Origin of the sequence: Pseudomonas sp. 18173, from assembly GCF_050432945.1 — a bacterium.
In the GTDB taxonomy this organism is placed as follows: Bacteria; Pseudomonadota; Gammaproteobacteria; order Pseudomonadales; family Pseudomonadaceae; genus Aquipseudomonas.
Genome location: NZ_JBKFTN010000017.1, coordinates 109,769 through 122,717 on the forward strand (window position 1 = coordinate 109,769; position 12,949 = coordinate 122,717).

Consider the following 12,949-nt stretch of genomic DNA (forward strand, 5'->3'; position numbering starts at 1 on the left):
TTACGACTCCTTAAAGGCTGTTGATCAGCGTGGTGAAAATTTCCTGCGCAGCCTTGATGATCTGCGAAGACGCGGTGTAGTACTGCTGGTACTTGACCAGGTTGCCGGTTTCTTCATCCAGGTCGACCCCGGAGTTCGAATCCCGCGCCCCTTTGGCGTTGGTCAGGATCGCCGTGGTGGCGTCGCTGTCGGACTTGCCTTGGGCTGCCTTGGCGCCGACGTTGGTCACCAGCTTGTTGTAGGCATCGGTCAGGCTGATGCCCTTGCTCGCCGTGCCGGTGTCTACGGTCTGTTTGGTTTGCAGCCCGACCAGCGCCTGGGCGTTGCGGTTGTCCGAAGACGCCGCGCCAGTCAGGTTGATGGTGAAGCTTTCGCCACTGGCGGGTGTGGCGCCGACCGTGGTCTGCACGGTGAACGTCTTCTGCACTGCCGGCGTGACGCTGTTGTCCATGACCGGAGCACCGCTGGCATCGACCATGCCCACTTTCAGGTTGAGCGTGTTGCTCTGGCCGGGAACGATGGTGCCGGTGCCGATCGAGTTGCCCTTGGCATCGACCATGTTGTAGTTCTGGCTACCGCCGCTGGCCGCTCCGAAAACCAGTTTGACCGGTGTCGAGTACTTGAGCGCAGTCTGCATTTCCGCCTGGGCAGCCGGGTTGTAGATATCGATGGTGCTGGTCAGCGTCGGCTGGGTGTAGGTGCCGCTGTTGTTGGCACTGGTCACGCCGGTCAAGGGGGCGGCGGCGGCGATTTTCTTCGGGTCGGTGAGCACGGTCTGGATACTGGCCGCCGCGCCTCGGGTCGGCGTCACTTTGAACGAGTCGCCGGCACTCAGCGCGCCGCCATTGAGGTTCAGGCTGAAGCCGTCGATCACCGGAGCCGGCGTCGTCGTGGTGCTGAACGCGCCCATGTCGGTGCCGTCCGAGCGCTTGACGGTGTAGTTGGTCGCGCTGGTGAACGTCACTTGATAGTCGCTGGTGGTCAGCTTGCCGGTGTCCTTGATGGTGACATCCAGGTTGCCGGAGCCGGCGCTGTTGCCCGCCGCCGCAATGCTGCGCTGACTGACCAGCGCGGCACTGTTGATGTTGTTGAAGATTGCCGCGCCGAAATCACCGTTCTTGTCGATGCCTTGCGCCTGCTGGCTGTTGATCTGGTCGGCCACCACCAGTGCCACTCGGCCCAGCTCATTGAGCGAAGGGTCCAGCACCTCCTTGCGGTAAGTCAGCAGGCCACCGATTTTACCGCCGCCGATCACCGAGGTCACATCGATGGTGCTGGAGCCACGGTTGAGCTGCAGCGCCATGCGCGACGGGTCATCCTTGCTCGGCACGGTTTGCAGTGTATTGGTGGTGTTGCCGACCACCAGTGGCTGACCGCTGCCGATGTAGATGTCGTAGCTGTTGCCACGCTCGACCACCTGGGTACCGACCAGCTCGGACAGCTGGCGCACGGCTTCGTTGCGCGAGTCCAGCAGGTCGTTCGGCTGGTTGGTGCCGGTGGAGAGCTCGGAAATCTTCTGGTTGAGCGTGGCAATCGTGGTGGACAGCTTGTTCACCTGATCCGCCATGTCGCCCAGGCTGCCATTGAGGTTGGTGTTCTGGTCGTTCAGCTGCTTGGCAATCGAATTGAATCGGGCGGACAACGCCTGGGCACCGGTCAGCACCGACTGACGGGACGTGTCATCGGTGGCCGACGTCGAAACGCCCTGCATCGAGGAGAAGAACTTTTGCAGCACACCGGTCAGCCCGGTGTTGCTATCGGAAAGCGTGGCGTCCAGCGGAGTGGCCTGAGCGTTGTACGACGCGGCTTCGCTGTTGAGCGAGGTAGCGGTACGCAGCTGCGAGTCGAGATACGAGTTATACACGCGGCGCACATCGGCCAGTGTCGTGCCGGTACCGATGAACACGTTGCCGTACTGAATCGAGCTTTTGCTGCTCTGCACAGATTGCTGGCGCGAGTACCCGGCAGTGTCGACGTTGGCAATGTTGTTGCCGGTCGTCACCAACGAGTTATGGCCAGCACTCAGCCCCGACATCCCGATATTGAGCAAACTCATGATTCAGACCTTATACCTTGTGCCTATAAAGGCGTGGTGGAAACGCCCGCCGCAGCGTAGTTCTGGTAACTCGTCATCTGCTTGGCTATCTGCGAAATCTTGCTTGCGTAGTCCGGGTCGGTTGCGTAACCGGCCTTCTGCAACTCGCGTACAAACTGTTCTGGGTTATCGGCCGACTTCACGACATCTTGATAGCGATTATTGGTCTGCAGCAAAGTCACAAGGTCATGGAAACTGTCCTTGTAGGAGTCGTAGGAACGGAACTCGGCCGTCTCCTTGACCATCTGCCCGTTCCTGAATTCGCTGGTGATCGCCCGCGCCGAATTGCCCTGCCAGCTGTTGCCGGCCTTGATGCCGAACAGGTTGTGACTGCTACTGCCGTCCTGAGCACGCATGACCGATTTGCCCCAGCCGGTTTCCAGGGCCGCCTGGGCCACCAGGTAACGTGGATCGACACCGATTCGGGCCGCCGCTTCCTTGGCCATCGGCAACATGGTGTTGACGAACTGGTCGGCGGAACTGAAGGCTTTTTTCGCCGGCGCCAGCGGAATCTGCGCCATGGCTCGACCGTAGATCTGCATGCCGCCCGAAGAGGATTGTTGCGCGTTCGCCAGCCAGTCGCCGTTGTACAGCGGTCCTGTGCCGGTGGTCGTTGTGCGTTCTGGCAATTGCGTTTTGTTGACTGTCGCAGCCGTGGTCGTCGCCGAAGGCACCAGCCCGGCCAACAGACGATCAGCCAGCTTCGGTGGCAATGCCAGGCGTCGCTGGTTGATCAGCGCCATGTCATTGCGATGACCGCCCTCGCCCGCCTCTTGCGGCGCATGGACCGATCGCGAAGCCCACAACGGACGCTGTCCGTTGACCCGCGACAACGGCCCGTTGATTGCCACCGTGCCTGCCGCCACTGGCGTTTGCACGGCTGCTTTCGCGGCCTCTTGCTTGGCCAGCGACGCGGCGGCCGCCTCGCCCGGCGCCATTGGCTTGTTCTTCGACATCTGGCGCATCAGCACGTCCGCCAGGCCAATACCGCCGCCTTCGCGGGACATGGAAACGGCCAGCTGCTGGTCGTACATTTCCTGGTACTGCTTGGCCGCCGGGGTGTTCATTGGATTGTCCTGACCCAGCGCTTCGGTGGCCGAGCGCATGGACTTGAGCATTTCCCCGAGGAACAGCGATTCGAACTCCTGCGCCACCTTGCGCATATTGCCGTCGCTGTTCTTGTCGCCGACCTTGAGCTGATTCAGACGGTTCAGGTCCGAATAGGAGCCCGAATCGCTGCTGCTGACCAGACCGCTCTTGCGCATATCCACGATGGCTGTCCTCAGATCACGATCAGGTCGGCTTGCAGGGCGCCGGCCTGCTTCAGCGCTTCGAGGATGGCCATCAAGTCACCCGGTGCCGCGCCGACCTGGTTCACCGCCCGCACGATCTCGTCGAGGGTGGTGCCCGGGCCGAACTTGAACATCGGCTTGGCTTCCTGCTGGGCATTGACCTTCGAACGCGGCACGACCGCCGTCGTACCATTGGACAGAGGGCCGGGCTGGCTGACGATCGGATCTTCGGTGATGGTCACGGTCAGGCTGCCGTGGGTCACGGCGGCCGGGGAAACCTTGACGTTCTGGCCGATCACGATGGTGCCGGTACGCGAGTTGATGATGACTTTCGCCACCGCCTGGCCCGGATCGACCTCAAGGTTTTCCAGGATCGACAGGTAGTCGACCCGCTGGCTCGGATCGAGCGGCGCGGTGACGCGAATCGAACCGCCGTCGATGGCCTGGGCCACGCCAGGGCCGAGCATGTCGTTGATCTTGTCGACGATGCGCTTGGCGGTGGTGAAGTCGGAACGGTTGAGGTTCAGCGTCAGGCTGTTGCCCTGGTTGAAACCGCTCGGTACCGAGCGCTCCACCGACGCACCACCGGGGATGCGACCGGCCGACGGAACGTTGACGGTGATCTTCGAGCCGTCACGACCTTCCGCATCGAAACCACCGACCACCAGGTTGCCCTGGGCCACCGCATAGACGTTGCCGTCGATACCCTTGAGTGGCGTCAGCAGCAAGGTGCCGCCGCGCAGGCTCTTGGAGTTGCCGATGGACGAAACGGTGATGTCGACCTGCTGCCCCGGCTTGGCGAACGCCGGCAAGTCGGCACTGATCGACACCGCCGCGACGTTCTTCAACTGCACGTTGCCCGAGCCCGGCGGCACCTTGATGCCGAACTGCGAGAGCATGTTGTTGAAGGTCTGCAGGGTGAACGGGGTTTGCGTCGTCTGGTCACCGGTGCCGTTAAGCCCGACCACCAGGCCGTAGCCGATCAACTGGTTGGAACGCACGCCGGAAATGCTGGCGATGTCCTTCAGGCGCTCGGCTTGAGCGTTGAAAGCCGCGGACAGCATCAGAGCGGCAACGATGAGACTTCTGAAATTCAACGTAGCCACCTAGAAAGGGAACAGCGGGCTGAGGAAGAAACGGTCGAACCAGCCTGGCTGACTCGCATCGGCAAACGAACCGGTGCCCGAGTAGGTGATGCGCGCATCGGCGACACGGGTCGACGACACAGTGTTGTCGGTGGCGATGTCATCGGCGCGCACAAGACCGGCTATCCGTACCAGTTCGTCGCCGGTGTTGAGGGTCATCCACTTCTCGCCACGCACCGCGATGATGCCGTTGGGCAACACGTCGGCGACGGTCACGGTGATCGAGCCGGTCAGGGTGTTGCCCTGCGCCGCCTTGCTGTCACCCTTGGTCGCGCGGTCGCCTTCGTAGCTTGCCTCCAGGCTCAGGTCACCACTGCCAAACGGGTTATTGGTGTTGGGTGTGGAGCCAAACAGCGAGGTCAGGCCGATGCCGGTCTTGCTGTTCTTGGCCACCTGCGAGTTGGCGTTTTTGCTGGCCTGGGTCTTTTCGTTCAGGGTGATGGTGATGATGTCACCGATCCGGAACGCCTTGCGGTCGCTGTAGAGGTTCTGTTCGAAACCGGCCTGATAGATCGAGCCATTGTTCGCCGCCGCCGGCAACGGCGTGCGCGGCAACACCGGAGCGTAGTAAGGGTCATTGGGCTTGGGCGTCGCAGGCACGCAACCTGCGAGCGCGGCGATCCCACTCAGTGCCAGAACAGATACATAGCGATTCATGACCCTACCTCACGGTGTAGCAGGCAGCCTCATGGCCGCCCCATAGACTTGATTACAGATTCTGCGTTACGAACGAGAGCATCTGGTCGGCGGTGGAGATCACCTTGGAGTTCATCTCGTAGGCGCGCTGGGTGGTGATCATGTTGACCATCTCCTCAACGGTGCTGACGTTGGAGGTTTCCAGGGTGTTCTGCAGCGTGGTGCCGAAACCGTTCAGGCCCGGTGTGCCGACTTGCGGCGCACCACTGGCAGCGGTTTCCAGGAACAGGTTGTTGCCTACGGCCTGCAGGCCGGCCGGGTTGATGAAGTCGGCGGTTTGCAGGTTGCCGATCACTTGGGCAGCCGGGTTGCCGGCAATGGTGATGGACACGGTGCCGTCGCGGCCGACCGTGAAGGTCTGCGCGTCGTTCGGAATGACAATGGCCGGTTCCAGGGCGAAGCCGCTGGCGTTGACGACCTGGCCGTTGGAGTCCAGGTGGAAGGTACCGTCACGGGTATAGGACGTAGTGCCGTCCGGTTGCAGGATCTGGAAGAAACCGCGGCCGTCGATGGCCATGTCCAGCGGCTGCTCGGTGGTTTGCAGGCTGCCGGCAGTGAAGTTTTTCTGGGTGCCGACGATGCGCACACCGGTACCCAGTTGCAGGCCCGACGGCAGCTCGCTGTCCTGGGTCGACTGGGCGCCTGGTTGACGCTTGATCTGGTAGAGCAAGTCCTGGAACTCGGCGCGGTCACGTTTGAAACCCGTGGTCGACACGTTCGCCAGGTTGTTGGAAATGGTGGTCAGGTTGGTGTCCTGGGCGGACAAACCTGTTTTGGCAACCCATAGAGCCGGAAGCATTCGATTCTCCTCGTGCGCCTGTTTTACGGCGCGACGTTCTGGTAATTAGCTGATCTGCAAGACCCGAGCCATGGCCTGGTCATCGTCTTTGGCGGTGTTCATCATCTTGATGTGCAGCTCGAACTGCTTGGACAAGGCCAGTACCGAGGTCATCTCTTCCACGGCATTGACGTTGCTCGACTCGAGGAACCCGGACACCAGCTTGACGCCGGCATCCGCCTGCGCCGGCTTGCCGTCCTTGGTGTGGATCGAACCATCCAGGCCCTTGGTCATGTTTTTGAGGTCCGGGTTGACCAGCTTGATGCGGTCGACTTCAGCCATCACCCGGGGACCTTCGCCCATCGCGCGGATGCTGATGGTGCCGTCTTCGCCGACTTCGATCTGCTGCTCCGGCGGCACGGCAATCGGCCCGCCATTGCCCATGACCGGCATGCCGTTGCCGGCGCGCAACACGCCCAGGGCGTCAACGTTCAGGCTGCCGGTGCGCACGTAGCTTTCAGCGCCATCGGGAGTCTGCACGGCAATCCAGCCGCTGCCTTGCACGGCAACGTCGAGGTCGCGGCCGGTTTCCACCAGCGAGCCCGGGGAGAAATCGGTAGCCGGGCGTTCGGACATGGCAAACGCACGCGCCGGAAAGCTGTCACCGAACACCGGCATCGAGCGGGCCTGCTCCAGGTCTTTCTGGAAGCCGTTGGTGGAGATGTTCGCGAGGTTGTTGGCATGAGCCTTTTGCGCCAGTGCATTCTGGCTGGCGCCGGTCATTGCCACATAAAGGTACTTGTCCACACTCTTTCCTCTGCCTGCCGGACGTTTGCCGTCCACTGCTGTACTGCGCAGGCTGTAGCAAATTGCAGACCAACTTGCTTGCAGAGGTATGAAGCCCCTTTAAACACGGGACTTGAGGACAATCAGGAGCATCCGGGGGATTGTGTCAAAGACGAAAAACCGGCGCGATCATGCCGCTTGGCGGCAACACCGCAAAAGACTGGCCTGATCGGTTACCAGCCTTTGACACCGCTCATGTCGGGCAGCTTGTGGGCAATGCCTTTATGGCAGTCGATACAGGTCGCCTGACCACTGGCCAGCGACGTGGAGTGCATGCTGGCAGCGCGCTTGCCCTGGCGGGTGAAATCCATGAATTCGAAGTTATGGCAATTGCGGCACTCTCGAGAGTCATTGGCCTTGAGCCTTGACCATTCGTGCTCGGCCAGTTCGCGCCGCATGTCGAGAAACTTGTCGCGGGTATCGATGGTTCCGAAGACTTTGCCCCAGACCTCTTTTGATGCCTGCATTTTGCGGGCTATCTTGTGCGTCCACTCGTGAGGAACGTGACAGTCCGGGCAGGTCGCCCGTACGCCTGAACGATTGGTGTAGTGGATGGTGTCCTGTAACTCGACATAAACGTTGTCACGCATCTCATGACAGGAAATGCAGAACTTCTCGGTATTGGTCGCTTCCAGCGTGGTATTGAAACCGCCCCAGAAAATCACCCCGGCGATGAACCCGCCGAGAGTCAGAAAGCCCAGGCTGTAATGCACGCTGGGTCGACGCAGCACACCCCAATAATCCTTGAGCAGGACAAGCAAAGATTTCATGGCCTCTCCTTAACGTTTCTGCTGGCCGTTGATTTCGTCTTGCAGCACCTGGTCAATATTCTTGAAGCTGTTTTCCACCAGCGGCTTCACGTCTTTCTGTGGCACATGACACTGGTTGCAGAAGTAACGACGCGGTGAAACCGCAGCCAGCGCCTGGCCATCGCGATCCATGTAGTGGGTAATGCTGATCATCGGTGCCTGCGTGCGTGCGCTGTTGGCGCGACTATGACAAGACAGGCATTTGTTGCTGTTCTTGTCGATTTGATAGCCGCGAATACTGTGGGGGATGGTGGGCGGTTGCTCGGGATAATTGCGCTCGCGCTTGAGGTCTTTGTTTTCGTCTTCGGCAATCGGCGGTGCCGGCGACTCCTGGGTCAGGGTGCCACCGGCTCGCCGACCATCCGGCGCTGGCGCATCCAGAGGATAAGCAGGCTCTGCGGCCAACGCCGCCGACAACCACATCAGCAAAACGGCCAACAAGGACAGCGATCGACCATTCATCAAAGCTCTCCTTATGCCGTCTTGATCAGCTCGATCCGGATTGCACACTTCTTGTAATCAGTCTGCTTGGAGATAGGGTCCGTCGCATCGAGCGTGACCTTGTTGATCAGCCTGTTGGCATCGAAGAACGGCACGAACACCAGGCCTTGCGGCGGCTTGTTGCGCCCGCGGGTTTCGATGCGCGCTCGCATTTCACCGCGCCGACTGATCAGCTTCACTTCGCTGCCACGACGGGCATTCAAAGCCTTGGCATCGGCAGGGTGCATATAAACCAGCGCATCAGGAACTGCCTTGTAGAGCTCTTCCACGCGCTGGGTCATGGTCCCCGTGTGCCAGTGCTCAAGTACCCGGCCGGTGCTCAACCAGAACGGGAAGTCCGCGTCCGGAGATTCCGCCGGTGGCTCATATGGCAAGGCGAAGATGATCGCCTTCTTGTCGGGGTAGCCGTAAAACTGCACACCACTGCCTTTCTCGACGTACGGGTCATAACCCTCACGGAAACGCCAGCGCGTCTCCTTGCCCTCGACCACAGGCCAACGCAACCCGCGCTCGGTGTGATAAAGATCAAAGGGGGCAAGGTCATGACCATGGCCACGGCCGAACTGGGCATATTCTTCGAACAGGCCTTTTTGCAGATAAAAACCGAAATCCCGAGCCTCGTCATTCTGATAGCCCGCCGCCAGTTGATCTGCCGGGAATTGATCGACCTGACCATTTTTGAACAGCACCTCATACAGGGTTTTGCCCTTGTATTCGGGGGCTGAGGCCAACAATTGCGCCGGCCAGGCCTCGTCCGTGGTAAAGCGTTTGGAAAATTCGACCAACTGCCAGAGATCCGACTTGGCCTCTCCCGGCGCCGAGACCAGTTGATGCCAGAACTGCGTACGCCGCTCGGCATTGCCATAGGCGCCCTCTTTCTCGACCCACATCGCGGTGGGCAGAATCAGATCGGCTGCCTGGGCCGAGACCGTAGGGTACACATCCGACACCACCACAAAGTTCTCGGGGTTGCGCCAACCGGGCAACACTTCCTGCATGATGTTCGGCCCGGCCTGCATGTTGTTGCTGGCCATCGTCCAATACACATTGAGCACGCCATCCTTGAGCATGCGACTCTGCTGCACGGCATGGAACCCGACCTTTTCCTTGATGGTACCCGGCGGGAGCTTCCAGATTTTTTCCGCCGTGGCGCGATGCGCCGCATTGGTGACCACCAGGTCGGCAGGCAGGCGATGGGAAAACGTCCCGACTTCCCGCGCAGTCCCACAGGCCGATGGCTGCCCCGTCAGCGAGAACGGGCTGTTGCCCGGTTCACTGATTTTCCCGGTCAGCAGGTGAATGTTGTAAATCAGATTGTTCGCCCACACACCCCGAGTGTGCTGGTTGAAGCCCATGGTCCAGAACGAGACCACCTTGCGCTTGGGGTCGGCATACAGTTCGGCCAATGCCTTGAGGCGTTCGGCCGGAACACCGGTTTCCTTCGCGGTACGTTCAAGGGTGTAAGGCTTCACGAAAGCGGCAAATTGATCGAAGTCGATATCGCTCCAGGTGTTGGCCTTGTCAGCATTGCGCGCTTTCTTTTCCAGCGGATTATCCGCGCGCAAACCGTAACCGATGTCATCCGTCCCTTTGGCGAACCGTGTGTGCTTGCTGACAAAGTCTTTGTTGACCGAGCCGCTTTCAATGATGTGGTTGGCGATGTAGTTGAGAATCAGCAGGTCAGTCTGCGGCTTGAACACCATCGGAATATCGGCCAACTCGAAACTGCGATGCTCGAAAGTCGAGAGCACGGCAACTTTCACACTGGGCTGACTTAAACGGCGATCGGTCACCCGACTCCAAAGAATCGGGTGCATCTCGGCCATGTTTGAACCCCACAGGACGAACGCGTCGGTGACCTCAATATCGTCATAACAGCCCATCGGCTCATCCATGCCGAACGTGCGCATGAACCCCATGACTGCAGAGGCCATGCAATGACGCGCATTGGGGTCAATATTGTTCGAGCGAAAACCGGCCTTCATCAACTTGTTGGCCGCGTACCCTTCCCAAACTGTCCACTGCCCTGAACCAAACATCGCAATTGAATCGGAGCCTTTGTTCTTCAGCGCTTCCTTGAACTTTGACTCCATGACATCAAACGCCTGACTCCACGACACGGGGTGAAACTCGCCCTGTTTGTCATATTGCCCGTTCGTCATACGCAACAGAGGCTGAGTCAGGCGATCAACGCCGTACATGATCTTTGACAGGAAGTAACCTTTAACGCAGTTCAACCCCCGATTGACTTCGGCTTTCACGTCGCCATGGGTCGCGACCACCCGATTGTCCTTGGTCGCCACCATCACACTGCACCCGGTACCGCAAAAGCGACAGGGCGCCTTGTTCCAGTCCAGAGCAACCCGGTCTTGCTCGGTGATCAGATTGCTGGCCGAGGTAAATACCGGTAGCCCCGCAGCAGCAGCCGCAATCCCGGCAGCCTGGGCTTTGACAAACTCACGCCGCGTCATAGGCATGCGCTTTCTCCCGTCACATCGAGAATTTCGTGATAAACCAAGGCTGCATTGAGCACGCCGGGCAGGCGGTTGATCTGATCGATGCGCTGAAGAATCTGGTTTTCGTGCTCGGTTTCCAACACCACCACCAATTTGCCGGCGGGACTTTCCTGGTGAAGTTCAACGCCCGTTAACAGACGCAAGTTAGCCTTCACCGCTTCGAAAAGGGCAGGACGAGCAAGGACTACGAGACTGGCAATATGCAGCGTCTTTTCCATGACCGGCACTCCGCGCATTTCAGAAAAAAAGCAGCGATCAGTGAGGCGGCCCGGGGGGACCGAGCAACATTTGCAGGAACCAGACAATAAAACCGTACCCGCCCACTATCGCTACCGATAGCGCAGGAAACAGCACGACAATCAGAAAATAGAACAGGCGAGTTTCTTTACGCACTCGCTGGGAAGTGTCATCCGCTGAAGGCATGGTTCTCGCTCCTGCCAAACTTTGAACTCAGCTTAGATGGCTTGCTTGGCAGGCTCCCTGATTCAGATCAACGGCGTGAGTAACAGGCACTTCAAACAAGATGAAGAAGCACCCGAAACAACTATCATCTACGATTTATTCTTATTTGAATTTAGCGAAACAACGTTACCGCTCAAGTTTTCCTATTTCGTATTCACGCAATTTATTGGCAATCGTGGTGTGAGAAACGCCCAGGCGCTTGCCCAGCAGTCGACTGCTGGAATGCTCCGAGTAGAGGCGCTCCAGTACTGCTTTTTCGAAACGCCCGACGATCTCGTCCAGCCCGCCTTCCAGCGAAAAATCGCCAAGCGGCTGACGCACGCCATAATCCGGCAGACGAATATGCTCGGCCTTGACCGTACCGCCGTCGCACAGGGAAACCGCCTGGAACAGCACGTTCTCCAGTTGCCGCACGTTACCCGGCCAATGGTAATGACTGAGCCGTTCCATGGCCGCCGGGGCAAGTTTGGGCAGCGCACAGCCGATCTGCCGGCTGGCCTGATCGAGGAAGTGTTCCACCAGCGGCGTCAAACCGTCGAGGCATTCGCGCAACGGCGGGATGTGCAGCGACAACACGTTCAAGCGGTGATAGAGGTCCTGGCGGAACTCGCCGCGAGCACACAATTCGGACAGGTCGACCTGGGTCGCGCAGATCACTCGTACATCGAGGTAGACCTCTTCATCGCTGCCTACGCGCCGGAAGCAACCGTCCTGCAAGAAGCGCAGCAATTTCACCTGCAAGCGCGGGCTCATTTCCCCAACGCCATCGAGAAACAGCGTACCGCCCGCCGTCAGTTCCAGCAGCCCGAGCTTGCCTTCGGCCCGCGCCCCTTCAAAGGCACCGGGGCCGTAACCGAACAGTTCCGTCTCGGCCATGGACTCCGGCAGACCGGCACAATTGAGCGCCATCAACGGCGACTGCCCGCGAGGACTGGCCAGGTGACAGGCCCGCGCCAGCAACTCTTTGCCGGTGCCGGTTTCCCCTTCGATCAAAAGCGGCGCATCCAGCGGTGCCATGCGCCGTGCTTCACGCACCACCGCGGCCATCACTTTCGAGCTCTGAAAGATGCTGTCAAAGCCGCGCAGTTCCTGCTTGCGCACGTTGTAGATGCGCTCGCCCACCCGGTCGGCGCGGTGCAGCGTCAGCACCGCGCCGGCCATGGCCTCGCTGTCGTCGTGCTCCGATTGCAAGGGCGCGATGTCGGCCAGAAACACATCCCCCTTGACCTTGACCCGCAGCCCGTTGATCCGCGACTTGTTGGCGCGCACCAGTTCCGGCAAATCGAAGTCTTCGGCGTACCGCGACAGGGGAATACCCGGCACCTCGTCGACCCGCACGCCGAGCAACTGCGCCGCCGCCCGGTTGGCCGCGACAATCGAACCGCCCATGTCGATCGACAGCACCGGAAACTCCAGCGCACCGAGCAGTGCGTTGAGCTCCATGTGCCGACGCTCGCTGGGCATCAGGCCTACGCGCTTGACGCCAAAGACCCCGGCAATCGCCTCGAATTTCGGTCGCAAGGCCTGGAACTGAATGTTGATCAGGTTCGGGCAATGCAGGTAGATGGCGTTGCCATGTTCACCGCCCACCTCACCGCGGGCCACGTTGATGCCGTACTCCACCAACAGGTTGAGAATGTCGCGCAGGATGCCGATGCGGTTCTGGCAGTGGACTTTGATACGCATATAAAAGGCCCGAAAATGCAGTGAGTGAGGTTGAGGTCCTGTGGGAGCGGGCTTGCTCGCGAAAACGTCGGCATAGCCAACATTGATGTATCAGACAGACCGCCTTCGCGAGCAAGCCCGCTC

The 12,949-nt window shown here is 59.9% G+C and carries 12 protein-coding genes; all 12 read right to left on the reverse strand.

Annotation, left to right across the window (positions count from 1 at the left end):
* Positions 1-10: 10 nt before the first annotated feature.
* Complete coding sequence (gene flgK, locus ACLD1X_RS19555; RefSeq protein WP_429370433.1) at positions 11-2,056, reverse strand: flagellar hook-associated protein FlgK; 2,046 nt, start codon at positions 2,054-2,056, stop codon at positions 11-13.
* 23 nt (positions 2,057-2,079) lie between these two features.
* Positions 2,080-3,366 carry a flagellar assembly peptidoglycan hydrolase FlgJ gene (gene flgJ / locus ACLD1X_RS19560; RefSeq protein WP_429370435.1) on the reverse strand — a complete coding sequence of 429 codons (1,287 nt, stop codon included), beginning with the start codon at positions 3,364-3,366 and terminating at the stop codon, positions 2,080-2,082.
* An 11-nt stretch (positions 3,367-3,377) separates the two neighbouring features.
* Complete coding sequence (locus tag ACLD1X_RS19565) at positions 3,378-4,451, reverse strand: flagellar basal body P-ring protein FlgI (protein WP_429370506.1); 1,074 nt, start codon at positions 4,449-4,451, stop codon at positions 3,378-3,380.
* Between the two features lie 42 nt (positions 4,452-4,493).
* Positions 4,494-5,189: a flagellar basal body L-ring protein FlgH gene (gene flgH / locus ACLD1X_RS19570; protein WP_429370436.1), complete on the reverse strand. Its 696-nt coding sequence runs from the start codon at positions 5,187-5,189 to the stop codon at positions 4,494-4,496.
* A gap of 52 nt (positions 5,190-5,241) precedes the next feature.
* Positions 5,242-6,027 (reverse strand): flagellar basal-body rod protein FlgG, encoded by a 786-nt coding sequence (gene flgG, locus ACLD1X_RS19575; protein ID WP_429370438.1) that lies wholly within the window; start codon positions 6,025-6,027, stop codon positions 5,242-5,244.
* 45 nt (positions 6,028-6,072) lie between these two features.
* Positions 6,073-6,813: a flagellar basal body rod protein FlgF gene (locus tag ACLD1X_RS19580; RefSeq protein WP_429370440.1), complete on the reverse strand. Its 741-nt coding sequence runs from the start codon at positions 6,811-6,813 to the stop codon at positions 6,073-6,075.
* Positions 6,814-7,025: 212 nt separating this feature from the next.
* Positions 7,026-7,622, reverse strand: a complete 597-nt coding sequence (locus ACLD1X_RS19585) for a cytochrome c3 family protein (protein WP_429370442.1) — start codon at positions 7,620-7,622, stop codon at positions 7,026-7,028.
* 9 nt (positions 7,623-7,631) lie between these two features.
* On the reverse strand, positions 7,632-8,084 hold the full coding sequence (locus ACLD1X_RS19590) for a nitrate reductase cytochrome c-type subunit (RefSeq protein WP_429370508.1): 453 nt from the start codon (positions 8,082-8,084) through the stop codon (positions 7,632-7,634).
* 50 nt (positions 8,085-8,134) lie between these two features.
* The gene (gene napA / locus ACLD1X_RS19595; protein WP_429370444.1) at positions 8,135-10,639 is read right to left on the reverse strand and encodes a nitrate reductase catalytic subunit NapA; all 2,505 of its coding nucleotides are present in this window, start codon (positions 10,637-10,639) and stop codon (positions 8,135-8,137) included.
* Entirely contained in the window at positions 10,630-10,896 is a 267-nt protein-coding gene (locus ACLD1X_RS19600) for a chaperone NapD (RefSeq protein WP_429370446.1), read from the reverse strand. The genes napA and ACLD1X_RS19600 overlap by 10 nt, the downstream gene beginning before the upstream one ends.
* 37 nt (positions 10,897-10,933) lie before the next feature.
* Positions 10,934-11,101 (reverse strand): periplasmic nitrate reductase, NapE protein, encoded by a 168-nt coding sequence (locus tag ACLD1X_RS19605; protein ID WP_429370448.1) that lies wholly within the window; start codon positions 11,099-11,101, stop codon positions 10,934-10,936.
* A 165-nt stretch (positions 11,102-11,266) separates the two neighbouring features.
* On the reverse strand, positions 11,267-12,826 hold the full coding sequence (locus ACLD1X_RS19610) for a sigma-54-dependent transcriptional regulator (protein WP_429370450.1): 1,560 nt from the start codon (positions 12,824-12,826) through the stop codon (positions 11,267-11,269).
* Positions 12,827-12,949: the final 123 nt, after the last annotated feature.

Coding starts and splice junctions, on each gene's coding strand:
- napA (WP_429370444.1), bottom strand. CDS start 10,639: ATGCCTATGACGCGGCGTGAGTTTGTCAAAGCCCAGGCTGCCGGGATT.
- ACLD1X_RS19610 (WP_429370450.1), bottom strand. CDS start 12,826: ATGCGTATCAAAGTCCACTGCCAGAACCGCATCGGCATCCTGCGCGAC.
- flgG (WP_429370438.1), bottom strand. CDS start 6,027: ATGCTTCCGGCTCTATGGGTTGCCAAAACAGGTTTGTCCGCCCAGGAC.
- ACLD1X_RS19605 (WP_429370448.1), bottom strand. CDS start 11,101: ATGCCTTCAGCGGATGACACTTCCCAGCGAGTGCGTAAAGAAACTCGC.
- ACLD1X_RS19590 (WP_429370508.1), bottom strand. CDS start 8,084: ATGTGGTTGTCGGCGGCGTTGGCCGCAGAGCCTGCTTATCCTCTGGAT.
- flgK (WP_429370433.1), bottom strand. CDS start 2,056: ATGAGTTTGCTCAATATCGGGATGTCGGGGCTGAGTGCTGGCCATAAC.
- ACLD1X_RS19565 (WP_429370506.1), bottom strand. CDS start 4,451: ATGCTGTCCGCGGCTTTCAACGCTCAAGCCGAGCGCCTGAAGGACATC.
- flgH (WP_429370436.1), bottom strand. CDS start 5,189: ATGAATCGCTATGTATCTGTTCTGGCACTGAGTGGGATCGCCGCGCTC.
- ACLD1X_RS19600 (WP_429370446.1), bottom strand. CDS start 10,896: ATGGAAAAGACGCTGCATATTGCCAGTCTCGTAGTCCTTGCTCGTCCT.
- ACLD1X_RS19585 (WP_429370442.1), bottom strand. CDS start 7,622: ATGAAATCTTTGCTTGTCCTGCTCAAGGATTATTGGGGTGTGCTGCGT.